At 40.7% G+C, this 25,352-nt stretch carries 24 protein-coding genes and 1 riboswitch; of the genes, 11 read left to right on the top strand and 13 right to left on the bottom strand.

The genetic code is table 11. From position 1 onward, the window contains the following. Nucleotides 1–93: 93 nt before the first annotated feature. Both FGL90_RS05075 and FGL90_RS05070 read right to left on the bottom strand, forming a co-directional pair. Nucleotides 94–423 carry a hypothetical protein gene (locus FGL90_RS05075; protein WP_010620462.1) on the bottom strand — a complete coding sequence of 110 codons (330 nt, stop codon included), beginning with the start codon at nt 421–423 and terminating at the stop codon, nt 94–96. A 117-nt stretch (nt 424–540) separates the two neighbouring features. Further along, a complete protein-coding gene (locus tag FGL90_RS05070) occupies nt 541–1,812 on the bottom strand; it encodes an ISL3 family transposase (protein ID WP_035457977.1) in 1,272 nt (423 codons plus the stop codon). Between the two features lie 267 nt (nt 1,813–2,079). Between FGL90_RS05070 and FGL90_RS05065 the strand changes: the two genes are divergently transcribed. Further along, nucleotides 2,080–3,459 (top strand): hemolysin family protein, encoded by a 1,380-nt coding sequence (locus tag FGL90_RS05065; RefSeq protein ID WP_187240399.1) that lies wholly within the window; start codon nt 2,080–2,082, stop codon nt 3,457–3,459. A 56-nt stretch (nt 3,460–3,515) separates the two neighbouring features. Here FGL90_RS05065 and FGL90_RS05060 read toward each other — a convergent pair whose 3' ends face one another. Then, the gene (locus tag FGL90_RS05060) at nt 3,516–4,115 is read right to left on the bottom strand and encodes a TetR/AcrR family transcriptional regulator (RefSeq protein ID WP_010620464.1); all 600 of its coding nucleotides are present in this window, start codon (nt 4,113–4,115) and stop codon (nt 3,516–3,518) included. A 127-nt stretch (nt 4,116–4,242) separates the two neighbouring features. On the opposite strand from FGL90_RS05060, the gene nrdI reads away from it, so the two are divergent. Next, on the top strand, nt 4,243–4,719 hold the full coding sequence (gene nrdI / locus FGL90_RS05055) for a class Ib ribonucleoside-diphosphate reductase assembly flavoprotein NrdI (protein WP_010620465.1): 477 nt from the start codon (nt 4,243–4,245) through the stop codon (nt 4,717–4,719). 4 nt (nt 4,720–4,723) lie between these two features. After that, complete coding sequence (locus FGL90_RS05050) at nt 4,724–5,473, top strand: NADPH-dependent oxidoreductase (protein WP_147657169.1); 750 nt, start codon at nt 4,724–4,726, stop codon at nt 5,471–5,473. Here the strand turns inward: FGL90_RS05050 and FGL90_RS05045 are convergent. Then, nucleotides 5,470–5,826, bottom strand: a complete 357-nt coding sequence (locus FGL90_RS05045) for a hypothetical protein (protein ID WP_010620467.1) — start codon at nt 5,824–5,826, stop codon at nt 5,470–5,472. The two genes, FGL90_RS05050 and FGL90_RS05045, sit on opposite strands and share 4 nt — an antisense overlap. Beyond that, complete coding sequence (locus FGL90_RS05040) at nt 5,827–6,996, bottom strand: MDR family MFS transporter (RefSeq protein ID WP_010620468.1); 1,170 nt, start codon at nt 6,994–6,996, stop codon at nt 5,827–5,829. Nucleotides 6,997–7,338: 342 nt separating this feature from the next. Between FGL90_RS05040 and FGL90_RS10485 the strand changes: the two genes are divergently transcribed. Both FGL90_RS10485 and FGL90_RS05035 read left to right on the top strand, forming a co-directional pair. Beyond that, on the top strand, nt 7,339–7,833 hold the full coding sequence (locus FGL90_RS10485; protein ID WP_225423026.1) for an IS110 family transposase: 495 nt from the start codon (nt 7,339–7,341) through the stop codon (nt 7,831–7,833). Further along, nucleotides 7,731–8,555, top strand: a complete 825-nt coding sequence (locus tag FGL90_RS05035; RefSeq protein ID WP_225423025.1) for a transposase — start codon at nt 7,731–7,733, stop codon at nt 8,553–8,555. Before FGL90_RS10485 ends, FGL90_RS05035 begins: the two co-directional genes overlap by 103 nt. A gap of 208 nt (nt 8,556–8,763) precedes the next feature. Here the strand turns inward: FGL90_RS05035 and FGL90_RS05030 are convergent, their stop codons facing one another. Together FGL90_RS05030 and FGL90_RS05025 are read right to left on the bottom strand one after the other, a co-directional pair. Then, nucleotides 8,764–9,798 (bottom strand): zinc-binding alcohol dehydrogenase family protein, encoded by a 1,035-nt coding sequence (locus FGL90_RS05030; protein ID WP_010620469.1) that lies wholly within the window; start codon nt 9,796–9,798, stop codon nt 8,764–8,766. 234 nt (nt 9,799–10,032) lie between these two features. Further along, complete coding sequence (locus FGL90_RS05025) at nt 10,033–10,812, bottom strand: Ig-like domain-containing protein (protein ID WP_010620470.1); 780 nt, start codon at nt 10,810–10,812, stop codon at nt 10,033–10,035. A 404-nt stretch (nt 10,813–11,216) separates the two neighbouring features. Between FGL90_RS05025 and zwf the strand changes: the two genes are divergently transcribed. The 3 genes from zwf (at nt 11,217) to FGL90_RS05010 (ending at nt 15,608) form a co-directional block, all read left to right on the top strand. Next, nucleotides 11,217–12,686: a glucose-6-phosphate dehydrogenase gene (gene zwf / locus FGL90_RS05020; RefSeq protein WP_147657167.1), complete on the top strand. Its 1,470-nt coding sequence runs from the start codon at nt 11,217–11,219 to the stop codon at nt 12,684–12,686. Nucleotides 12,687–12,867: 181 nt separating this feature from the next. Continuing rightward, entirely contained in the window at nt 12,868–14,304 is a 1,437-nt protein-coding gene (gene gndA, locus FGL90_RS05015) for an NADP-dependent phosphogluconate dehydrogenase (RefSeq protein WP_010620472.1), read from the top strand. 125 nt (nt 14,305–14,429) lie between these two features. After that, entirely contained in the window at nt 14,430–15,608 is a 1,179-nt protein-coding gene (locus tag FGL90_RS05010; protein ID WP_147657165.1) for a class I SAM-dependent methyltransferase, read from the top strand. A 54-nt stretch (nt 15,609–15,662) separates the two neighbouring features. Here FGL90_RS05010 and FGL90_RS05005 read toward each other — a convergent pair whose 3' ends face one another. The 5 genes from FGL90_RS05005 to FGL90_RS04985 form a co-directional block, all read right to left on the bottom strand. Then, nucleotides 15,663–15,929: a hypothetical protein gene (locus FGL90_RS05005; protein ID WP_010620475.1), complete on the bottom strand. Its 267-nt coding sequence runs from the start codon at nt 15,927–15,929 to the stop codon at nt 15,663–15,665. 31 nt (nt 15,930–15,960) lie between these two features. After that, on the bottom strand, nt 15,961–16,599 hold the full coding sequence (locus tag FGL90_RS05000; RefSeq protein WP_010620476.1) for an SDR family oxidoreductase: 639 nt from the start codon (nt 16,597–16,599) through the stop codon (nt 15,961–15,963). A gap of 88 nt (nt 16,600–16,687) precedes the next feature. Then, nucleotides 16,688–17,131 (bottom strand): universal stress protein, encoded by a 444-nt coding sequence (locus tag FGL90_RS04995; RefSeq protein ID WP_147657892.1) that lies wholly within the window; start codon nt 17,129–17,131, stop codon nt 16,688–16,690. Nucleotides 17,132–17,135: 4 nt separating this feature from the next. Further along, entirely contained in the window at nt 17,136–18,722 is a 1,587-nt protein-coding gene (locus FGL90_RS04990) for an Nramp family divalent metal transporter (RefSeq protein WP_147657163.1), read from the bottom strand. Nucleotides 18,723–18,876: 154 nt separating this feature from the next. Then, nucleotides 18,877–19,227: a hypothetical protein gene (locus tag FGL90_RS04985; protein ID WP_010620479.1), complete on the bottom strand. Its 351-nt coding sequence runs from the start codon at nt 19,225–19,227 to the stop codon at nt 18,877–18,879. A 218-nt stretch (nt 19,228–19,445) separates the two neighbouring features. Beyond that, nucleotides 19,446–19,614, top strand: a riboswitch (M-box (ykoK) riboswitch). Between the two features lie 785 nt (nt 19,615–20,399). Between FGL90_RS04985 and FGL90_RS04980 the strand changes: the two genes are divergently transcribed. After that, nucleotides 20,400–20,603: a CsbD family protein gene (locus FGL90_RS04980; protein ID WP_010620480.1), complete on the top strand. Its 204-nt coding sequence runs from the start codon at nt 20,400–20,402 to the stop codon at nt 20,601–20,603. 82 nt (nt 20,604–20,685) lie between these two features. Here the strand turns inward: FGL90_RS04980 and FGL90_RS04975 are convergent, their stop codons facing one another. Beyond that, the gene (locus tag FGL90_RS04975; protein ID WP_056973871.1) at nt 20,686–21,975 is read right to left on the bottom strand and encodes a dicarboxylate/amino acid:cation symporter; all 1,290 of its coding nucleotides are present in this window, start codon (nt 21,973–21,975) and stop codon (nt 20,686–20,688) included. A gap of 298 nt (nt 21,976–22,273) precedes the next feature. Between FGL90_RS04975 and FGL90_RS04970 the strand changes: the two genes are divergently transcribed. Both FGL90_RS04970 and FGL90_RS04965 read left to right on the top strand, forming a co-directional pair. Then, complete coding sequence (locus FGL90_RS04970) at nt 22,274–23,884, top strand: peptide ABC transporter substrate-binding protein (RefSeq protein ID WP_147657161.1); 1,611 nt, start codon at nt 22,274–22,276, stop codon at nt 23,882–23,884. 107 nt (nt 23,885–23,991) lie between these two features. Continuing rightward, nucleotides 23,992–25,125 (top strand): baeRF6 domain-containing protein, encoded by a 1,134-nt coding sequence (locus FGL90_RS04965; RefSeq protein WP_147657159.1) that lies wholly within the window; start codon nt 23,992–23,994, stop codon nt 25,123–25,125. Nucleotides 25,126–25,352: the final 227 nt, after the last annotated feature.

Raw genomic sequence — 25,352 nt, 5'->3', positions numbered from 1 at the left:
AGAATATTCGGAAATAGTAAAGGGACCGGGACAAAACATTTGTTTTGTCCCGGCCCTTTTTTTTACTCTTTTAACTTACTTTCAATTTTTATTTTAAAATACTTTCAAATCCAGTGTCTCACCCAATTGGTTCAACGCTGCGGTACGGGTTTTAATCTTATCCATGTCGAAGATGATATTTTCGATAGTGCCACCTGCAAAATCGAACTTCTCAAAGTACATGTAGTGGCTCTCGTCCTTGTTTAACAAGTACTCGTCAATCTTCTTTTCAAAACCAGCTGACCAAAGTGCATTATCCATCTTTGGAAAGTCTTTTTTCGTGATGTAGCCACGGTCGTCAATTATCTTGGCACCCTTTTCAACATCCGCATCATCATACTTAAAAGTGACTTCTTCTTTCTTTACAGCTTCTTTTGTTGCCATGTCTAAGATCTCCTTATTAATTTAACTCCATCTCAAACATAGCACTGATTTTTGCAAACGTTAAATTTTCCGGCTCTTCGTCAACTGTTGTTGGTGAATCCATATTTCGAGTTCTAATCACTTCGTGATTAGGGCTCTTTTTGTTTTGATTTTGAAAACGTATAGTACTCGAGTTCTAAACCTCCAGAAGCTGCGATAGCCAAAACTGGCTCGTTTGATCGCCTTGATTTTATTATTAGAACCTTCCAAAGGACCATTTGAATAGTGTGTGGTAAAGGTGTTACGAATCTCATCATGATGGCTTTCAAGTGTTTTAATCGTGTTCTTCATTTCTTCAGAATACGTTTTGTTATTCCAAAATGCCGCATTGTAGTTATGCCAATCTTGATGTTGGACAGCTGACCGGACGCTGTTTAAGACTTGATAAGTTTGTTCTAGTTCTGAATCCAACGATAACAGCTGATGGACAACATCGGTGGCAGCCATCCAGTAAGGAAAATTAGTCCACTTTTTGAATTGTTCAAAGTTAAGCTGTTCAGTTGGTACTAACAACAGCTTCCAGTAGCGCTTAAGGGCGTGAAATTCGCGAGAAGACGGGGTAAACTTCTTCATCACCTTGATTCTGGTTTTGTTAAACGCCCGATTTAGGGCGTTGATAATATGAAACTTGTCCATGACCACCATGGCATTGGGGAACACGGTCTGCACAAGCTTGGGGTAGGTATAATTCATATCAGTCACAATAATTTTGACGTTTTCTCGGGCAGCTTGATCGAAGCGGTAAAAATACTTCTCTAGTTTATTGATGGTTCGATAAGGGAGTAAGTCGATTAATTCATGGGTTTCGCCATTCATGAACTCAAAGCTCATGGCACCAGTAGCGCTCTTGGTACTCTTCACCTCATCCATTAAGATGATCTCTGGTAAATAGTGCCAATTGGTTTGAAAGTCTCGTTCAGCGCGCATTAACTGGCGGCCCACAAATGAATCTGATGCCGATACTTCATTGGCAATGTGCTTCAAAGAGACCGGTTCACCGAGCTTCTCTAGGCATTCTTTGCGGCTGGTGTTTGAAATTGTACAGTGTTTCGGAACTGCCACTGTTTGTGCAAGAAAGTTGCCGTGACATTCTTTACAGTGGAAATAGCGGCGCTTTAAGGCTAAGATGACGGTGTTGCTCAGAACCTTCGAGAATCTGATAGTGGTATTGCGCCAGCCGTAGTTAATAATCTTTTGATCATTGATAATCCCGCACTTGGGACAAGCCTTCGGCGTGTAATCCAAGTGGCCAGTTAAGCGAATAACCCCGTCTTCTCCAGTTTCACCGTCAGTAATTTTTAGGTTCTCGTCAGCTATTCCTAATAATAATTTTGTAGTATCATGACACATAGGGCATTTCCTTCTTTCTGAAAAATCTTCGTGGTGGTTGACTTGGATGAACGGACAGGAAATGTCCGCTTTTTTATTCTAGCCATAAATAAAAAATCTGTCATCAGTAATAGATGAAAATCTATTACCAACAACAGATATTGTAGAATCAATTTTCCGACCTTTTTCCTAATTATTTTTGCCGATTTCACTTAACTGCTTAATATCTTAGGTCATCAGCAGTATAATGAAGGATAAACATAATAATGACGAGATAAGAAATGAGGAATGATTTTTTTGGATAGTGGTCACATAGTTATTAATTTAATTATATTGTTAATCACATTCTTGTTTGCCGCGTTCTTTGTAGCGTGCGAATTTGCCTTGGTCCAAACGCGGCCAAGTGCACTGCAAGACGAAATGGAACAGCTGGACAAACCATCTGTACGTCTTAATCGATCTTTGAAGATGGTTACTAATTTGAACGAATACCTATCAACAACTCAAGTCGGCGTTTCGGTTGCCGGTATTATCATGGGTTGGTTAGGTGAATCCACCGTTGTGGCTATTTTGGTGGACTTGTTGAACATCACCCACTTAAATCCGGGTGGCGCCACAATGCACGCCGTTAGTGCCGTTGTCGGTATTTTGGTCTTAACTTACTTAGAAGTGGTCTTCACCGAAATTGTTCCAAAAAACATTTCGATTGATATGCCAATGAAGGTTTTAAGAGTTGTTACCAATCCGCTTCACTTCTTCCATATCCTATTTTACCCATTCGTTTGGTTACTCAATGCTTCTTCAAACGGCGTTGTTAAATTAATCGGTCTACCTGTCGCAAATGAAAGTGATGAGGTTTTCTCACAATCAGAAATCCTGAGCCTTTCTAAAAATGCCGTTGAGGGTGGCCAGCTTGAGCAAAATGATTTAGTTTACATGCAGCGTGCCTTTGAATTAAACGATAAAGTTGCCAAAGACATCATGATTGACCGAACTGCGCTTATCGTCCTAGATATTACATCAAACGTTAAGGAAGCAATCAACGTTTACCTGCAGGAAAAATTCAGCCGTTTGCCAGTTGTTGCCGATGGCGATAAAGATAAAATTTTAGGTTACGTTTATAACTACGATTTAATTCGTCAATCACAGGTCGATTCAACGATGCACATTGATCGCCTTTTACGTGATATTTCGACGACACCCGAAACAACGCCAATCGCAACAGTTCTCCAGCAAATGATTAAGAAACGAACACCAATTGTGGTCGTTGTGGATGAATACGGTGGAACTTCCGGAATCATTACTGATAAGGATATTTACGAAGAGTTATTTGGCACCGTTCGTGATGAAATTGATGATTCTTCTACTGAAGACATCTTCAAGCAACCAAACGGCTCTTTCCAAGTAAATGGGAAGATGACAACTTACGACTTTGAGCGTTACTTCCAGACCGACATCAAAGAATTTGAAGATGCGGACAACGTCACAATTGCTGGATATATTATCGATCTTGAGCCCAATTTGAAAAAGGGAAGCATCATCAAGATTGCCAACTTTGATTTTAAAGTCTTAGATTATGAAAACTCATTTATCAATTGGTTTGAGGTCACGGTCCAAAAACCAGTCGATCCCGTTACCGAAGATGATGATGACGAAGATGATGATTAATCACTAAAAAGGGAAGCGCCCACTAGTTGGACACTTCCCTTTTTGCTTGACCCTATTTACTTTCTACCCGATGTAATTTGATCCAATAGTTTAGGATCTAGTACAATTTCCTGCAACCGATCACCAAACTCAATCACCTTATCATCGCGACCATGTTGCAACTGCCACGTCAAGAAGGTCATGACGTTCATCGCGTACATTTCAGCAAGATAATCGATTGGTAACGAAATATCGTTTGTTTCCTGAATGCCCGTTAGGTATTCCTTAACCGTTACCTTTAGCACGTGTTGGAAGCTTCTACTTAAATCGGCTTCTTCCGTGTGGACCTCCAGCAATAGTTTTAAGTCTTCTTGGTACTCACGCAAAACGAGGAGTAACATTTTAATTGTTTCTGAGGCAGCATTAGAATCTTTGATATTGAACCGTTGGCGAACAACCGCTGCAAATTGATCAGTATATGTAGAAACCAATTTCTCCAAAAGGTCGTATTTATCATAGTAATGACTGTAAAATGTCGAACGACCTACTCCTGCTGACTTGCTGATATCCTGAACCGTCAGCGCCTTAAATCCTTTTTTCTTAAGTAATCTAAAGAACGCCATTTCAATTTGCGTTTTGGTTCTTCTGGTACGTAAATCAACTTTTTCTTCTGCCATAATAACAACTTCCCCATTTAATAATATTTGTTTTGTGTAATCTTGAATGAAGTTACCTGATTAAAAGTGTAAAATACTAGCTAAAGATAGAATATCATAATGACCTAAATTGAACGGAGGATTTTCATTGAAACCAATTAGAATTTTATTCATCTCAATCGAAGGAAACACCCGCAACTTTATCACCCATCTGACCCAATTTGCCGAGAAACAGCACAGTGAAGATTCCGAAAAACCACTCATCGAAGCAACCGAAATTTCAGAGCAATCCGACTTTGAAAAGGAAACGAAAGATTACTTTTGTTTTGTGCCAACCTATTTAGACGGTGGCAATGGTATTGATACTGGTGTTAAAGAATTGATGACCAACGTTATGGGTGAGTATATCGCCTATTCAACCAACCGTAACCACTTAATTGGCGTGGTTGGAAGTGGCAATAAAAACTTTAATGAACAATATTGCTTAACTGCAAAGCGTTACGCTTCCGATTACGAAGCCCCATTCCTTGCTGACTACGAACTTCGAGGCGTTCCGCGTGACGAACCCCGCGTCTACAATGCCCTGTTAGAGCGATTAACTGAAGTCGTTGCTGAGGAGGCTTAGTTCTTTGGCAAATAAAATTATCGACCAACTTGAGAACCACTGCAGCGTGCGCCAATTTACGGATCAACCGTTAACTAAATTAGAGGTTGCTCAGTTAATTTCTGCAGCTCAGCACGCCTCTACCAGTACATTTTCCCAACAATACTCCATTATAAGCGTGACCGATCCCAAACAAAAGGCAATTCTTGGTGAAATTTCCGGTCATCATTGGCTTGAAAAGAGTGGCCACTTCCTATTAATGGTGGTGGACCAGTATCGTAATTTACAAATTGCCAAGAATGAGGGAATTCCTGCTGATGTGTTGGGAACAACTGATAAATTCTTAGCCGGTGTTATGGATGCGGCAATCGCAACCGAAAATATCATGGTTGCAGCTGAAAGCTTAGGACTGGGTGGCACCATTATGGGCAGTATCCTCAATGATTCCAAACGGGTCATTGATACCTTTAACCTTCCCGAATTAACTTTTCCACTTCTCGGGATTGCCCTAGGGCATCCAGCTGTCACCCCTGGTTTGAAACCCCGAATGCCAGAAGCGATGATGCATTTTGAGGGTGGCTACAAGCTTCCTGCCGACTTTTCAACGCAATTAAATGGCTACGATGCCGCTTTGAATGCCTACTATCAAAGTCGAAATTCTAATGCCCGTCCTGAATCCTTCACGCACCACATTGTGCAAGGATTATCGCGGGATCCAAAGCTCCGAGCAGAACTCAAAGGCGTCATTGCTGGTCAAGGATTCTTAGCCGATTAATCCAGCATCGTTTCAATAAATCGAAAATAGTGATTAGCAAGCAGGAAACTGGCGCGAACCAATTTTTCTGCTTTTTTTGTGTCCTGCGGGGCAACCAGCATGAACTCATTGCTCCGTAACAGCACTCCCGTCATACATTCGTTGACGATAAACTCTGCTTGAAAATTGGTAAACCGGAAACTACTTTGAAGGCTTTGCTTAAGTGTGCGCAGAAAGTTGAGCTTTGCCTGCATTTTATCAGCCTCTGAGGCATCAACTGAATAGGTAAATGTCCGTTTGCCAATTTGAGTCAGTAATAATTGCTCATTTTCATGCTGCTCACTTCGTAATTTTTTTAAGCTTTCGGGGCTCATTTACTCATCCCTCACTGAACTTTGTCGCCTTCTGAGTAGGACGACTCCCAACGCCGCTAACATAATAACCGTCACCGAAATAAACAAAATTTGATAATTGAACACATCAATCATCACCCCGCCAAATAGTGGACCAATCGCTCGGCCAACCGAGATTGCCATGTTAAACCAGCCCTGAAACTTTCCCTTTTGACTCTCATCAGAAAGCGAGTCCACCCAAGCCGGAATTCCCGGAAAACCAATCATTTCACCAATGGTTAAAATAGCCATAATGGCAATGAAGATTGGGTAGCGATCTGCGAATACGAGTAAGAAGAACGAACTTGCAAAGATGGTAACCCCAAGGATTATTTGGGAACTCAATTTATAGTTGGCACCAATTCGATTCGCAATTGGTTGCAAGACCACAATCATTAGGCCGTTTAACGTCCAAAGTAAACTGTACTTTTCAAATGAAATATTGAGGTTCGTCATGTGCACCGAAAGGACACTTTCCCACAGCGTGTAACTCAAGTAAACACTGAATACCATCACGCAAATAGGAATCATCAATCCCAGTTTATTTGATCGTTTAACAACTTCCTTTTTGCTGCCCTTACCCTTCCGCGCTTTCAGCGTTGCGGGGAACTCAATCAGAATAATCACAAGTAATCCGATATAGCACAGGGTTGTCACACTCAGTACAATTGTAATGCCAAAGTCGAGGAGGTAACCGACTAATAGCGTCCCAACAACCACACCAAGATTCATGCCGATGTACAATGCGTTAAAAACGTAGCGGGTCGTTTTACTTTTAACCGAAGCCGCAAACGAATTACCAACCGTCATACTGGCGCCGTCGCCAAATCCAACAACCGCTAACAGAATGCCAAACATTGGCCAACTATGGAATAAAATGAGGAGAATCATTCCAGCCATCGATATCAAACAGCTGATAATTGCCGTTTTGTAAGGAGACCAATGATCAAATAAATATCCTCCAATATAGTTTCCCAAAATCATGAAGAGGGACATGACCAAAAGGGTTGTGCCGGCTAACGTGAGTGTTTTACCCAAGTAATTATGCATATAAACCGTGACTAGCGGCCACATGAATGACGCCCCAGCATTCAACAGAAGTGTCGATAAGAACACTGCTGGCAAACTAATTTCTGTTTTCTTATTTTGCATCTTCTGCTCGCTTTCCGTTTATTTATTACCCTAATTATGGCACAACTGACATAGGTTTTCATCCATTTAAGGGATTTTCGTCCACAAAAACTGACTAACATTAGTGGTGAATCATAATTCGACGGAATTATGATTCACCACTTTTATATTCTGTTAAAGTGGAAATGAAGTTGACATGTCGAATTGCTTTTTGGCGCACCTTACGGTGACGTCGTAACAAAAAACGGCAACTTCATCCGGTTCACCAATGAGCTCGCTCGAAGTCTGTTGGCTATTAAAGTCGTGTATTGAAAATTGAGATGAGTGAATCGATGAATACAACTTTTATGTAGGTGGTGTTTGATGATGCTTGATATGGAAATCATATTTGGTATTGATGTCAGTAAACATAGTTCAAACGTAGCCATTTTGATTGATGGCAGGACGTTTAAAGAATTTAAAATAACCAATAACCGACCAGGTTACAAAATACTTGATGATGCGCTTAACAGTTTTAGATCGCCGAAGGTAATTTTTGAATCTTCTGGCATCTATTCCCGAAGTATACGGTCCTTTCTTCAAAGGGAAAATTGGAATTATACGGAAATTAACCCATTAGCAGCAAAAAAAGACATGGATGGGTTTAGGCATAATAAAAATGATCGGTTAGATGCCGTTTCATTAGCAATGGCAATGGCACAACATCATTATCAGTCGACCTTTAAGGAAAAGCTGTGTATGGCGAGCTTCACGACTTGGAGCGAACCTATCAAGAATTCAACGAAGATATTGTACGAGCTAAAAATCGATTACATCAAAAGTTGCAGCTTACTTTCCCAGAGGTGGAACAATTTATAAGCACGACCGATGGTGCATTGTATTGGCACGTCGTGCAACAATTTCCACATGCCAGCCTTGTATTAGCAATCGAATTACCAGCGTTAGCCCAATTCATTTTAAAGGCTACACCAAAAAACATGAGTGAGAAGCGTGCATTCGCTCTAGCTAGGCATCTTCATGATTTGGCAAGTCAATCTGCCCCCGCAGTTGATTACAACGCTCACGCAGTTCACTCCGTTATTTATCTAGCTAACGAGGTTGAACACTTAAGCGGACTTAAGGCAGATATTATTGAGGAAATGACTAAGATTTCAAGCTTACTTGCCGAAATCCCAATCTTAGAATCAATTCCGGGATTCGGTATTAAAACAGCAGTTTGTCTCTTAGCTGAGTTAGGTGATATTAGCCGATTTCATAGCTCCAATGCCATTAATGCATACGTTGGAATTGATTTGATCCAGTATCAATCTGGGGATTTCGAGATGATGCAGCATATTCGAAAGCGCGGTAATCCATATGCAAGAAAAATATTATTTAAAGCTGTCTTAAACATGATGAGTGTCGCCAAATATCATCCATCGAATATCAGTATTTTTTATCAACGCAAAAAGCAATCTTCTAGTGAATCACACACTAAGAAGATTGCCATAGCTGCGATGGGACGTCTGATTAGGACCATCTACCACCTAATTAAAAATAATGAATTATATGATTCAACACAATTCTCACCAGAGAAATAAATCATAATTCATTCACACACAATTATAACACCTCAAAAAATCAATAACACCAGAGGTGCTATTTATCATACATTTATTCGGTAATACAATCTATAAAACACGGGAAAAAATCTTAAAGTACTGCTCAAAAAAAAGAGAACCCCATAAAATAGAGGTTTCTCTTGACTAATCGTAGAAAAAAGCAGCTTCTCAGCTGCTACGTTGAACACTAATCAGCATTAAATGGTCCAGCCACCACTAACTTGCCGCTCATATGTCCACTTTCAACTTTTTTATGAGCCTCACGCATCACTTTCGCATTGATTCCATTCGCGATGATCTCCGTCATCGTTGAGTGCAGTTTTCCAGAATCAAACAAGCTTGCCATGTCCGCTAGAATTTGACCTTGCGATGCTTCATTAAAGTGGTACTTACTCTTGGCAAACATGAACTCCCAGTCAAAGCTTGCGGCCTTATCTTTCAAAACATCCACTGGTAATTCCACGTTAGCACCAACAATTGTCGCAACGTGGCCAAATGGTGCAATAAGTTCACTTGCTGCCTCAAGGTAAGGTTGGGGAACGTGTAGAATTGCAATTCCAGAAATGAGTCCCACCGGTAATTTAGAAACGGATTGCACCAGATCATCACGGTAATCAATCGGAAAATCAGTTCCGTTTTCCCTTAGCCAGTCAAATTTACCATGACTGCTCGTTGCAATTACCGTCAAACCGCTCCATTTTGCTAGTTGCGTCATAATCGAGCCAACGCCACCAGCGCCATTGATAATCAAAATCGTTTTACCAGTATTAGCGCCTTCACCAAATGTGTAGCCCATCTTTTCAAATAGGAGCTCGTACGCCGTTAAGCTGACGAGTGGCATTGCTGCCGCTTCATTAACCGTCAGTTTCTTGGGTGCAGCAGCTACGAGCCGCTCATCAACTAATTGAAACTCAGAATTGCTGCCAGATCGGATAATCGATCCCGCGTAGTAAACCTGATCGCTGGCCTTAAATTTAGTGACCGATTCTCCTAGGCCAACAACTTCTCCAACTGCATCAAATCCAATTACTTTTGGCGTTGCTTGCTTGGGGGTTGCCTCCCGTGTTTTGGTGTCAACCGGATTCACCGAAACTGATTGAACTTTGACTAACAAATCTTTGCCCGTTGCAACCGGCTTCTCCAGTTGAACGTCTTCAAATGCCTTAGAATCGCTGACCGGCAGACCTTCGTAAAAGCCAACCGCCTTCATCATTTTTGTCATAGCCGCACTCCTTTTTTGAGTATGACTAAATTATAGTACAAAAAAAGGGAGGTGCGACGAAAGACGGTTAGCTTCCGAGCGTAACCTAGATTAACAAATAATCCTGTACTTGGATTGTTTGTTAATCGTAGTTAGGCGTAGGGAGGTGTCTTTTGGAGCCCGATTAGGATAAGTAATAGACAATAAAAAATGGCCGAGACAAAAGTTTAGTCTCGGCCACCCTCAGATGGTTAATTATTTAGTTAATGTATAAACAGCTTTTGGTGCATTACCAATGCTGACCTTAACTTTTTGGTTTTTACTGTTAACGAGCGTAAATTTCTTGTTTGAGCTAAAGCGAACGTAGAACGTTCCCTTCTTACCACTATGAGTCTTAGTTGTGATCTTCCAGAAGTTCGTTGCTTTTGCAGTCACGTTATATGTCGCATTTGAAATAACGGCTTTGCTCTTACCTGACTTAATGACGTTTGATGAAAAACCAGTCTTTTGGCTAAATGTGTAACGAAGCTTATAGCCGTTTACTGAGTTTGAAGTCCAAGTGCCAGTTGGTGTTGCAGGAGAAACCTTCTTAACTGTACTCGTTGTTGTTTTGGTCGTCGTTGTTTTAGCTGTTGTTGCCTTAGTAGCCGTCTTGGTTACCTTGGTAACGTTTGTCTTGCTCTTAGCTGCTTGAACGTGAATGATTCGGTAGAAGTACTTAGTTGCACCCTTTGCACGCGCATAAACATAAACTGAAGATCCTGACTTTAAGGCCTTTGAAAGTTTAACCGTATACTTACCGGTACTCTTTGAGGCAACCGCAGTTCCTAAATTTTTCTTTGCGCTAGATTTAACGGTAATATTGACACCCTTAGTTGCCTTACCTGAAACAGTCTTGGCACCAGAGTAAATCGCATTAACGCTTAAACTTGGGGTCGCAGTTGTTGTTGCAGCAGATGCTCTAACAGTTGCTGTTAAAGTGATGATACCAACTACCGCTAAAAATGTGACCGCAATTAATTTAATATTTTTCATTCTTGATCTCCTTCAATTATCTTCAATTTACTTGATTCAACTTGAATAGTATAGTCTCAATGAGGTGTAAAGTAAGGTAACTTTAGAAATCCTTATGTCTTTTTAACAATTTTAATGAAATATTTGTCTTTTTTGACTATGAAAACCGTTTTTACTCGTTTTCTTTCAATTTTGTTAATTTTTATGAAAGCAATTTTCATATAGGTTAGCACGACCTATTTTTGGACACTCGCTGTTGACTCAAGAAAACTTTCGTCAAATAGCTGTTCAACAGTAGGAAATGTTATATAATAAGCAAGTACTAGACATTATGGTGCGACCCAATGCAGTCGGTTGCACACAATCGCGTTTTAAATCTATTAAACCGTTTTTAAATACTTAACTATATTAAGGAGTGACTATTAGTGGCATCTGAAAGAAGTGCACTATTTATTTTCTTTGGAGGTACTGGAGACCTTGCTTATCGTAAGCTCTACCCTTCATTGTTTAACTTATACCAAAAGGGAACGTTACGTGAAAAGTTTGCCGTTGTTGGAACTGCCCGCGACAAGCTTACTGACGAAAAATTCCGTGAAAGGGTTCAAAAATCTATTGGTTCAGATAGTAAAGAAGCCGAAAAGTTCATCTCTCACTTCTATTATGAAGCACATGATGTTACTGACAAAGCCCATTACTCTGTTCTAAAAGAACGTGCTGTGGAACTTGATAAAAAATACAAGCTTCAAGGCAACCAAATCTTCTACCTTTCAATGGCACCAAACTTCTTTGGCACTGTTGCTGGCTACCTTCGTAGTGAAGGCCTCGTCAACGACAAGGGCTTTAGCCGTCTTGTCATTGAAAAGCCATTTGGCCGGGACTATGATTCCGCAAAGGCACTTAACGAAGCTCTTGCTCAATCATTTGATGAAGAACAAATTTTCCGTATCGACCATTACTTAGGTAAGGAAATGATTCAAAATATCGAAGCCCTTCGCTTTGGTAACACAATCATCGAATCCCTTTGGAATAATCGCTACATTGATAACATTCAAGTCACCCTTTCCGAAAAGTTGGGTGTTGAGGAACGTGCTTCCTACTATGACAAGTCTGGTGCTTTACGTGACATGGTTCAAAACCATATTATGCAAATCGTTAGTCTGCTTGCTATGGAGCAACCCGTTGCCTTTACTGACAGCGACATTCGGGCTGAAAAAGTTAAGGCACTTCGTAGTCTTCGCGTTTATAACGTTGCCGAAGCCGCTACTAACTTTGTTCGTGGTCAATACGATGCTGGTGGCAAGATTAACCCTTACCGTGAAGAGGACAATGTTCCTGCCGACTCCAACACTGAAACATTCGTTGCCGGTAAATTAATGTTTGATAACTATCGTTGGTCAGGTACCCCATTCTACATTAGAACGGGTAAGGTTCTTGCTGACAAGTTCACTCGTGTGGACGTTGTCTTCAAGAAGCCACTTGTTGATATCTTCTCATTCCCAGGTAGCTCAACTTCGAAGCCTTTGGATACTAACGTCTTGACTCTTTACATTGAACCTAAGGCCGGATTCGCCCTTAAAATCAATGCTAAGAACAACGACCAAGGTTTCCAAACTGCACCAGTTACCATGGAATACTTCGTTGATCCTGAAGACTCAAAGAAAACGCCAGAACCATACGAACGTTTGCTTCATGATGCTCTTAAGGGTGACGGTACCAACTTCTCAAGTTGGCAAGAAGTTTCATACGCATGGAAATTTGTTGATCAAATCCGCAAAGTTTGGGACTTACAACAACCTAACTTCCCTAACTACACGCCAGGATCAATGGGTCCAGCTGCAGCCGACGAATTGATCGAACGCGATCATCGTCAATGGGTTTATCGTTTAAATAAATAATTAATGTAAGAGGTCACATTCTGATTTTTAAGAATGTGGCCTCTTTTTACTTCTTTTAAAATGATAATAAAAAAGATTGCTCATTTTTTAACAAAATATAATGTAAACGGTTCACTTATTTTCATTCCAGTGCTAAAATAACTAAGTACTCTTAAAAATTGGTTCAAAAAGGATGGTAATGATGGCTGAAAAATTAGCAAACATTGGTGTTGTTGGAATGGCCGTTATGGGTAAAAACTTAGCCCTTAACATTGAAAGCCGCGGCTTCACCGTTGGTATCTATAACCGTACCGCTGCAAAAACGGATGAGGTTATGAAAGATCATAGCGAAAAGAAATTAATCCCATCTCATACAATTGAAGAATTTGTTGATTCACTTGAAAAACCTCGTCGAATTTTGATGATGGTTAAGGCTGGTAAACCAACCGATGCCGTTATTGACGAACTCTTACCACTTTTGGATAAGGGTGACGTTTTAATCGACGGTGGTAACACAAACTTCCACGACACAATGGCCCGTAACGCCCGTTTGGATAAATCAGGCATCAACTTTATCGGTATGGGTGTTTCTGGTGGTGAACTTGGCGCCCTACAAGGCCCTTCATTAATGCCAGGTGGTCAAAAAGAAGCTTACGACCTAGTTGCTCCTATCTTGGAACAAATCTCCGCTAAGGCTCCTCAAGACGGCAAATCATGTGTCGCCTACATTGGACCTAACGGTGCAGGTCACTACGTTAAGATGATTCATAATGGAATTGAATACGGCGATGAAGAATTAATCGACGAAAGTTATAACATTATGCGTAACGTTGCTGGTTTTTCCGTTGATGAAATGGCTGGCATCTTCAAAGAATGGAACAAGGGTGAACTCGACAGCTACCTAATCGAAATTACTGCTGATATCTTAACTCGTAAAGATGACATTGGTGATGACAAGTCTAAGCCAATCGTTGATATGATTTTGGACCGTGGTAACAACAAAGGAACTGGTAAGTGGAGCTCAGAGGATGCCTTAGACATCCAAGTTCCTCAATCAGTTATCACTGAAGCTGTTTACGCACGTTACATTTCAATGATGAAGAACGAACGGGTTGAAGCATCTAAGCAACTTCCTGCTCCTAAAGGCAATGTTGAACTAGGCGAAAAGAAGGTATTGATTGAAAAGATTCGTCAAGCCCTCTTCTTCAGTAAGTTAATGAGTTATGCTCAAGGTTTCGAACAGCTTCGAATTGCATCTGATAAGAACGACTGGAACCTTAAGTTTGGTGAATTAGCTCAAATCTGGCGTGCCGGCTGTATCATCCGTGCTCGTTTCTTACAAAACATCACTGATGCCTTTGACAAGAAACCTGATTTAACTAACTTACTTCTTGATGACTACTTCAAGGATATTGCTGCCAAATATCAAGAATCCGTTCGTGACGTTGTTGCATTAGCTGTTAAAGCTGGTGTCCCCGTTCCCGGGTTCAGTGCCGCAATCACTTACTACGATTCATATCGTGCAGAAGTTCTTCCCGCTAACTTACTACAAGCGCAACGTGATTACTTCGGTGCTCATACGTACGAACGTACTGACCGTGAAGGTAACTTCCATTACCCATGGTATGAAGAACAATAGACTAATTAAGCAACCTCTAAGCAAAGTCCAATTGGACTTTGCTTTTTTTGACCAAATCATTAGCGCCACCTCCTCAAAAAAGTTTAGAATAATCATGTTAAATTTTTGAAATGGAGTGACAATTTGTGTTAGAAAAAACAATTTACAAAAAACTATTAAGCCATGCATTCGATTTTCCTGTCACGGTCAAGTATTGGGACGGTAAATCCGAAGTTTACGGTGAGGGAACTCCTCAAGCTGAAATTGACATTAACAAAGAACTCCCGATGACGGAAATTGCTAAGCATGCCACCTTAACGTTGGGTGAAGCCTATATGAATGGCGATATTGATATCAAAGGGTCAATCCAACAAGTCGTTGCTTCAGCGTATCGGTCAACAACTAGTTTTATGCATGATAAGCGCTTCTTGAAATTTGTGCCTAAACAAGGTCATTCAGAAAAGGAAAATACCAAGGATATTCAAAGTCATTACGACATCGGTAACGATTTCTACAAACTATGGCTAGACCCTACGTTGACCTACTCATGTGCCTACTTTGAAAATGACGATGATACACTAGAACAGGCCCAATTAAATAAGATTCATCATATTTTGAAAAAATTAAAGCCAGAACGGGGCAAACGCCTGCTTGATATTGGATCAGGTTGGGGAACCCTCCTCTACGTTGCTGCCGAAGATTATGGGCTTCACGCCACTGGGGTTACGCTGAGTGAGGAGCAATATAACTACACGAAAGAACAAATTCAAAAACGAGGCCTTGAGGATCTAGTTGAAATTCGTTTGGAAGATTACCGGCAAACGACCGGTCAGTTCGACTACATTACCAGCGTTGGTATGTTCGAACATGTTGGTAAAGATAACCTGCCGGGCTATTTTGAGAAGGTTCATGACCTGCTTAAGCCAGGCGATCGAGCCCTGATTCATGGAATTACCGGTCAACATAACGGCCCCGGCGTTGAGCCTTGGCTAACAAAATATATCTTCCCCGGTGGTTACATCCCCAGTGTCTCCAAAAACGTTGACTACATGATTGAAGCCAACCTTCAGATTGATGATTTGGAACCGCTGCGTCGTCACTACCAAAAGACGCTTGAAATCTGGGATCACAACTTCAATGACGTTCGAGATCAGGTTTGCAACATGTTTGACGAGCGTTTTTGCCGAATGTGGGATCTTTATCTGCAAGCCGCTGCCGCCTCATTTGAATCTGGCAACATTGATGTCATGCAGTTTTTGCTGACAAAGGCACCAAGTGGTGAAGGATTGCCAATGACGCGTGATTATATGTATGAGGAATCGTAAACAAAAAATAAATAAGCGCCCAACCACTAGTCATTAGTGGTTGAGCGCTTATTTTTATTGCATCGTTTGTCCGCCGTGCGCATCCCCCGCAATTCGGCTCTTTAACTCCGTTTGCAGGTCATGTAGCTGTTGCCATTCAGCAATTTGACGGTCCATTTGCAATTGTTCAGCTTTTGCCTTTTGCTGACTCTTCAAAATAAATGTATCCCAATCGGTGTCAGCGGTATCCGGATCAACTTGTTGCCGCCACTTTGTCCATTCGTCTAAATGGTGTTCCAATAGCTTTGCCTTTTGTGGATCCAAGTTTATTTCTTTTGCCATCATGCTGACCTCCTTAATTGAGTGCAGTTACCTAAATTGAAGCAAGTGCATCTTTAATTCCATTCTGCCCGCTAACCATCGGAATCGTTTTCTTAATCGTCTCTGGCGTCGTTAAACTAGCAACGACTGCTGCAGCAACGTCTTCCCGAGGGATAGCGCCGCCTTCAATTCCGTCGGTGTTAATCTTGCCAGTTCCTTCGTCAAACGTTAGGCGGCCAGGTTCCAATATGGTGTAATCCAAGCCCGTTCGATAACGAAGCCATTCATCTGCATAAAATTTAGCCGCATAATATGGTTTAATATTATTCCACCGATTTCGGTCTTCGGCAAATAAAGCACTAACCATGACGTAGCGTTTAACACCAGCAATTTCAGCTGCTTGCATGCTTTTGACTGCACCATCTAAATCAATGAGCATCGTCATATCGTCACCAGTTTTACCACCCGATCCAGCTGAAAAGACGACGGCATCGTAACCATCCAAATTAACTGCTAACGCCTCTGGTTTGTCTAGCAAATCAACGTGAACCGTTTTGATTCCCTCTTCTTCAAATGATTCCTTTTGCTCAGGTTTACGAATACCAGCGGTAACTTCGTGTCCCGCCATCTTTAATTGAGAAACGACCAAATGGCCGACATTCCCATGTGCTCCAATTACAAATACTTTCATCTCTTAGCACCTCCTATTTTAGTATATCTGTTCCGGGATAGAACTAAAATAAAAACGCCTTTGTATTTTACAAAAGCGTTTCATAAATTTATCTAACAACCAAAACCGATATTGGAGCGTACTTAGCCATGTAGGCCGCTTGGGACCCAAATCGCTTCTGAATCCCAGTTTTAGACAACGAACCAACTACTAGAAGGTCCGGCTTTACTGCTGGGATAACCCTTTTGACAATGGTTTCTCCCGGATCACCTTCCGAAACGACCGTCTCAACCCGTTTTACGCCAAACTGCTCTGCTAATTTTCGATACTCTCCAATGTGCTTTTCTAATTGTGCCCGTTGACCATGAACGTAATCCTTACTCATCGCTTGATAAACGTTCATTTCATCAGATTCCAATATCGAAACAATCGTCAACTTAGCCCCATCTTTTTTTGCCCGATTCATCGCATACCTAAATGCCAATTGGGCATCGGCGGAATCGTCAACACCAACTAAAATATGACTAAACTGCTTTGGATTCATTTCATTCATCATTCTAATCACGACCTTTTTCATTTTCAGATGCTAATTGCGCTTCATATCGTTTGTTACCACGATGCAGGTCCACAATTACCCATATGAGTAAAAGCAAAATAATGACAATAAGGATGTACGCAATTCCATCGGCAAAGGCCAGTTGTCCTTTTGATGCACCAGCACCAAAAAAGGCTTCAACTTGTCCAGGCAATCCTTCCATATTTAGGAAAGTTAATCCAATCACTGAAATCCAACCGAGAATTTTAATCCAAAATGCATTTTTAAATTGATTCCCCATTTCAACTCGGCTATCCGTAAACATCAGTAAAGGTAACATTGAAAATGGTAGGGCAAAGGCCAGAAACACCTGTGAATTATTCATCAGGGTGTTCAACGCCTCATGCTGATCGATTGCCGATTTGCCACTTGTCGTTGCAACACAAATCAAAACGGGAATGACTGAAATTAAACGCGTCACTAATCGTCTTAGCCACAATGGCATCCGCATGTGAATGAATCCTTCCATAATCACTTGTCCGGTAAGGGTTCCTGTGATTGTTGAATTTTGGCCAGAAGCTAGCAAAGCAACTGCAAACAACGTTGAAAGAATACCCGTTTTAGCAACTCCAATTAAAATACCATTGCTCAACATCGAGGTATTCGAGAGTGCTTGATGAAGTCCAAAGAACGATGGATCTTTTACTGCACCGTTTTTGAATACGGCAACTCCCATTACCAAAAGTAATGCGTTAACAAAAAAGGCAACAGTCAGTTGAATATTTGAATCCCAGGCCGAGAATTTAACTGCTTGGGCCACTTCTTTTTTATTATGATGATCAATATCGCGCGTCTGTGAAATTGCAGAGTGCAGGTATAAATTGTGAGGCATCACCGTAGCACCTATGATTCCCAGCGCACCAGTTAGAGGTGTTTGTCCGCCAATTGCTGGATGCGTTGAAAATGCTGCACCACGAGGAATTAATCCCTTAGCGACACTCACCCAATTAGGGTCTGATAGTGCAACCTCGTATGCAAACACCACAAAAATTACCACTATCAAAGCAACGACAATTGCTTCAATTTTTCTGAAGCCAATTTTCGTTAATAGTAATAGCAATAAAACATCAAAAACGGTAATAAATACCGCAATAACTAGTGGGATACGGAATAGAAGGTACAGCGCAATTGCCGCTCCAATAACCTCCGCAATATCCGTCGCCATTATGGCTAATTCAGTTAAAAGCCATAAAACGATTCCCAACGTTTTACTCGTACGCGCTCGAATGGCTTGTGCCAAATCCATTTGGATCACAATTCCAAGTTTAGCCGCCATGTATTGCAATAGCATCGCAATTAAACTTGATATCAGGATCACCGACATGAGCAAGTACTGAAAATTTTGACCACCCGTAATTGACGTTGACCAATTACCAGGGTCCATATAGCCGACCGCTACCAAAGCTCCAGGTCCTGAATAGGCGAGTAACGTCCTCCAGAACCCTTTTCCCTGTGGAACCTTCACCGTACTATTAATTTCTTCCAGCGATGGTCCGTTAGCATACTCAATCAGTTTATGGCTTTGCTTTGGCTCAATATCTTTACTCATTATCTTTTACCCCCCTAATTTGATTTCCAAAATATTTCTTGTGCATTTCGAACACTCCTTTCACTTAATTAGAACCATTCTAACCGTACCGCAGTTTAAAAATCGATTCAAGGCAAAATAAAAAGTTCTCTAACAAGAGAACTCGTTTTATCCATTATTCTTCCACTCTTAATCCTTGAAACTTTTCTGAGTACCACTTTGTCCATGAACCTGCAGATGGTGTGCCGTCATCCCGAAAATTTTGTTTCAATTGAATCAAAATATCATAAAAATAACTTCCATAGCTTTGTTGAATTTGGCTCAAAAGTTGTTCTGGATGGAAACTGTTATTTTGAGTAATATAGTGATTAATTTGTTCCATTTCAGGCACAATTGGATAATCCGTTAGAATTTCCAATTTGTTACGACGAAAACTTTGAATATAAAATTTAGCAAATAATCCGACCGCGTGATGTTTTGCTGCATCACTCAATTGCCGTACAGTAACTGTTGCGTCCTCTGACATCAGTAATCCTCCTCATTTGACCTAATTCTGCGACTACAATTTAACAATCCTTTTTGCCTCTCGTCCCTCATTATAGGTCTCAAACAAGGGATTGTTAAATTTCTGACTATTCAACTTATTTAAGAATTGAGCGCCAATAGAAAGATGAGATTTTTTTGTGCTAGATTCAAGCATTATATTGTATTCTTTTAAAAAATAGTGTATAATTAATGATAGAAAGAATAGGCCGTTGGGTGAGGATCCTATATGGAAAATGCTACTGCTCAGAAACGTCGAAAAACGCCAATGAGTCAGCTGTCCAAGTTAAAACAAGGCTTGGTCTAATGTAGCTGTTATTGTATGATAACTACGCCATATAGTGCTAAAGCTCAACGATTGGCGCTACCACTCCATAATTGGGGTGGTAACAGGTGCATTGAAGAACGATTTCGATGGCATCCAGCCGATTGTGGGCTGGATGCCTTTTTTGATTAACTAACGAGCCACTTTAGGAGGTGATTGATATGACAACTGAATTACAAGACCCTGGATCGTCTAATTATAAACAGCTGAAGGGAAAGTTGGCTATCAACGCCTCTTATGATTTGGTGGCCTAAATCACATGTGTTGATCCAATTTTCCCGGATTACACAAGTAATCAAGCTAGATTCACTGATTGAGTTTTGCATAGATCACTGCTTTTAATTTCGTGATTGGCGTTATAGTCGATCGATAAGCGAAAACCTCTAGTATATCGTTAGCAGTCTATTGCAAAGTCTCTATTCTAGCTGATTGAGTAAGCATTAAATTTTAATTTCAGTGTCGTTCTGCGCCTAAGATCATTGACGTGATCGTACAGAATAGAAACATGGCACTTTCCGTTTGGGGAACCTTCGGAGGAATTGGCATTTACTGCTTGTACCACTCGTCAGCTTGGAGAATTGATCGTGAATCACAATAAATTTTACTATAACGTTGTCACTATCATCATGATAGCAGCAAACACAAACATAGATTGATGGGAATCAACCTGCCATGTGTTTGGTGTAGATGGTGATGACGCCGGCATAAGAGGAACTTCATTTGAATGGAGCTCCTTTTTTATTTCGCAACTTTTCAGTAGGTATATTTATTGCCACACCTCACCCAATTCGTTTACACTAAAATTATCCCCCATAGGAAGGAGCAATATTATGCCTAAAAAACTTGATGGTAAGAAGGACCAATTAATGGGCTCTGCTAAAGAAAAACTTGGCAAAGCAACTGGTAACGAAAGTACCGAGCTTAAGGGTAAACTCCAAAAGGCAAAGGGTAACATTAAGGAACGGACTGGCGAGGCACAAGACAAGGTAGCTGATAAGGCTAACGATTTAGATGATCGCCATAACGACAAATAGAATTCCAATGGTGAGTGGTCAATGACCCTCACCATTTTTGTTGCAAAAAAAGACCACTCATATGAGTAGTCTTTTAGACAGCTTAGGCCTTCGCCTTATCTGCTTTAATTTTCTTTAAGTACGCCTCTGACTTTTCCTCGTCAAATTCGTTTTCAGACTTGCCAATGACAACAGTTGCCAATGAATTACCCACAACGTTGACTGCTGTTCGACCCATATCAACCAACCGATCAATTCCGGCAATAAACGTTAATCCGGCCATTGGAACACCAATTGTTGAGACAGTCGCTAGCAGAACGACAAATGAGGCCCCTGGGACGCCGGCCATTCCTTTTGAGGTAATCATCAGAACAACTAGCAGTGTTAGCTGTTGACCGAGACTCAGGTGGATATGATAGGCCTGAGCGAGGAATAAAGCTGCCAGTGACTGGTAAATTGCTGACCCATCTAGGTTAAAAGTATACCCCGTTGGAATAACGAAGGAAACAATCCCCTTGCTGACACCATATTTGTCCATTTTATCAATCATTTTTGGAAGTGCTGCTTCAGAACTGGCAGTTGAAAATGCTAGAACTGCTTCATCCTTGATCACTCGTAGCAAATCAAAAATGCTAAATTTGAAAATTCTTGCCACAATTCCCATGAAAACAACGATAAATAGTGCCATCGTCGCGTAGGCTAACAAAATGAAGTAGCCAAGTGGTGCAAGTGCTGATAGCCCCAATTGTGCCACCGTTACACCAATCAAAGCACAAACACCAATTGGCGCCACATGCATCACCCAGTTAGTGACTCTAAACATCACTTGAGAAATGGCATCCAAGAGATCAATAATGACCTTGCCTTGTTTGCCAATTGCGGCCGTTCCTAAACCAAAGAATACGGAGAAGAAAATGACAGGCATCATGTCTCCAGTACTTAATGAGTTAAAAAAGTTGGTCGGAATAATGCCCATAATCGTTGACCAAATCCCGCTATCAGAAGCATGCTTTGCAGTTTGGACATAGGCACTAATGTCTTGACTATGTAATGCATGAATATTGATAAAATCACCAGGTTTAAACACATTCGCAACAATCATACCCAAAATAATTGCGATCGTTGACATCACTTCAAAATAGATTAAAGTCTTGCCACCAACTCGGCCCAGTTTCTTAATATCACCCATATTAGCAATCCCAACCGTCAAACACGAAACAACGATTGGCAGCACAATCATTTGGATAAGACTAATAAACATGGTTCCAATGTTCTGCATAGCCGTAATGGCCGTTTTATTTTGATAGAAAATAACACCAAGGATAATCCCCAAAACAAGACCAATTAAGATTTGCCACCCCAAGGTCAATCGATAAGCTCGATACCGCTTCATAAATATTCTCCTTTATACCTTACCTATTTTTAATTATTTTAAAACCATACTTTCATATTTTAGCATAATTATTCGTTTGTGACTTAATTAAAACGAAATTAGCTTTAATTCTATTTTCCTCATTGACTTCTCATTTTTCGTGTGATAAGTTTAGTCCAACTTAAAAAGAAAGTGGTGAGTTTACATGTCCATAATTTGGCAATTTTCATGCGATATTTCTCTAAACAATAAAGGATCTCGACATCATAGTCACTTGTAGAATTGTTGCAAGTGTCTCTCGAGATCGGAGAAATTTTTCATGAAAATTAAATATATCGCAACATTGTTTAGTAGTGTTCTAGTGGCAATCGTTTTAACGGGGTGTGGTCAGTCCAGTGCCAGTTCGGACAAGAATCGCCCGCTGACGGTAACTTTGAGTGGTGAACCAGCAACAGCTGATCCCGCGCAGACGACCGACGTTAATAGTTCAACGATTGTTTCGCAAACGATGCAGGGACTTTATACATTGAGTTCTTCAGGAAAGGTTGTTTCTAGTGTCGCTAAACAAGTTGTGAAGCCAACTGATGGTGGTAAACGCTACGTTTTTAACTTACGGAAAACGAAGTGGAGCAACGGGCAAGAAGTCACTGCAAAAGATTTTGTTGCGGGATTTCAGCGCGCCGTTAACCCTAAAACGAAGTCCCAGCGACTCGCAAACTACAAGTTTATCAAGAATTTCAAAGCTGTTTCAACCGGGAAGGCCCCAGTTTCTAAATTTGGCGTCAAGGCCCTTAGTAAATATCGCTTTGAAATCCAACTTCCTGCTCCAGTTCCCTATTTCAATTATTTGCTAACGGATTACTACCCAATTAACCAGTCCGCAGCTAAAAAGTTCGGCTCCTCTTACGGAACTAGTTCCGATAAGTTAGTGACAAATGGCCCTTACAAATTGATCGGATGGAATGGGACGAGTACCTCTTTTAAATTAAAACGAAATCCTAACTATAATATTCGTAAAGTACGAATTTCGACTGTTAACGTTAAGGTTGAAAAGGACAGCAGCACTGCATTGAACCTATTTAAAGCGAATAAGGTACAAATTACGCAATTAACGGGACAATTGGTGAAAGCTAATGCCAACAATTCTTCGTTGAAAACAACTAAAATTTTGCGAAATGCGTATCTTGAATTTAATAGCAAAAGTAAAACAACTAATAATACCAATTTGCACAAAGCGATTAGTTACGCATTAGACCGTGAGCAGCTCACCAAGAGTGTGCTTCAGGATGGTTCAGTAGCAGCCTGGAGCATGGTTCCGCAAGGCGATGCAACGAATCCAACAACCGGTGAAGATTTTGCAAAAGAAGTGGGCAACAAACTAAAAGTCAACACAAAGGCCGCTAAGTCGTATTGGAAAAAGGCTCAATCCGAATTAGGTAAAAAGCAGATATCCGTTCAATTGCTGACTGGCGATGATGATGCCAGCAAACAAGTGGGTGAATATATGCAAGCCGTCGTCAAAAAGGAATTACCAGGACTAACCTTAACGTTAAAAGCCGTTCCTCAAGCGCAACACATCCAAATGGGTAGCGACAAAAACTACGAAATTAATTTGGATGGCTGGTCTACCGGTTTGTATGATCCTGCTGATTTTCTCCAAATGGCAGAGTACGGCAACGCCCTCTCCTTCTCAAATTGGAAGGATGCCACCTATCAAAAATTGATTAGCCAAATTAATGATACAACGAAATATTCTGAAAAACAGCGTTATGATTTAATGATCAAAGCCGACAAGTATCTTATGCAACAGCAAGGTATCGTTCCTTTATACCAGGTTGCTCAATCTAACCTAGTTGATAAACGATTAGGTGGCATCAGTTTTACCGCACTATCTGGCATTCAGTACCAGTACGCCTACTGGAAATCGTAATAGCAAACGTCTAAGGTTTCCTTAGGCGTTTTTATTTTGTCACCTATTTCAATATGTTACGCTTAAATCATAGTAGAGCTACCCCCATACTATTAGGAGGCGACCATATGCGAGATATAAATCGATTAACAAATATTATTAGTACGACTACTGGTCCGTATTTAACGGTTGTTATGCCAAATCCCAATACTGTCAGTGATCGGAGTAAGGCCAAAATCAAAATGAAGCAGGTCCTATCCGATGCAACTGAACAGCTTATGCAAATCTATCCTGGAATTGATATGAGTGATTATCTCGATAAATTGGGACCCTATTTATCAGACATCAATAACTGGTCTGACGTCACAAGCCCGTCTTGTGCCATCATCATTGGTCCCGATAACCTTCAAGTGGTTGATTTAAACCACGAGGTAACAGCTTCTATCGTATCTGTTTCAGATCACCCTGATTGGTTAACACTTGGTAAGAATACGTTAGAACAGGAACACTTAATTCTGGCGTTAAATCAGGACAGTTATAAAGTCTTCCAAGGTACTGACAATCATTTAGTTGAACTTTCGTTACACGATGATGCTCCTGGTACTTTACCAGAGACCCTTGGTAGTAATGAGCTAAAGGGTGGGCAATTGAATTTACGATCATTCAATGGCGGCGTTAATTTCCACGGAAATAACGAGAAAAGCCAAGAAGTTAAGAATGATCAACTAAATTACTATCAAAAAATTGCAGCATATTTGTCTGATCACTATCCATTAACGAAACTACCGGTAATATTATTTGCCTTACCGCAAAATATTGCTGTGTTTAGGGAAGCGATGAACGATGACTCCTTAATCAGTCACTTAACTGAACCAAGCTCACCTTCTAAACTTTCACTGGCTGAAATTTCACAACGCGTTTCTTCAGTCATTAAAAAAGGTGTCGAGCATTCATTAGTTGACCTTCAAACTGACTATCAGAATTTAAATGACGCTCAACAGACCACTGAAGATCTCAGTCAAATCGTTGATTGTGCCCTTAAAGGTCAAATTGAAACCTTAATTGTTTGTGAGGGTGCGTTTAGTTCCGGTTCACTTACTTCTGGTGGTCTAGAATTTGAATCTGAATACTCACAACATAACAATCTATATAATGACATTGCTAATTGTGTGATAGAGAACAGCGGTCATTTGATTGTCCTCCAGAAGGAACAAATGCCGGTAAATTCAGATATTTGTGCAATGCTCAGATACCCAATTTAACTACCTTGACCTATTTTTACTTTTGAATATACAAAAACTGACTAACATTAGTGGTGAATCATAATTCGACGGAATTATGATTCACCACTTTTATATTCTGTTAAAGTGGAAATGAAGTTGACATGTCGAATTGCTTTTTGGCGCACCTTACGGTGACGTCGTAACAAAAAACGGCAACTTCATCCGGTTCACCAATGAGCTCGCTCGAAGTCTGTTGGCTATTAAAG

The sequence above is a fragment of the Secundilactobacillus malefermentans genome (genome assembly GCF_008033155.1).
GTDB classification, from domain to species: Bacteria; Bacillota; Bacilli; order Lactobacillales; family Lactobacillaceae; genus Secundilactobacillus; species Secundilactobacillus malefermentans.
This window is presented reverse-complemented; position numbering and strand designations above follow the sequence as displayed.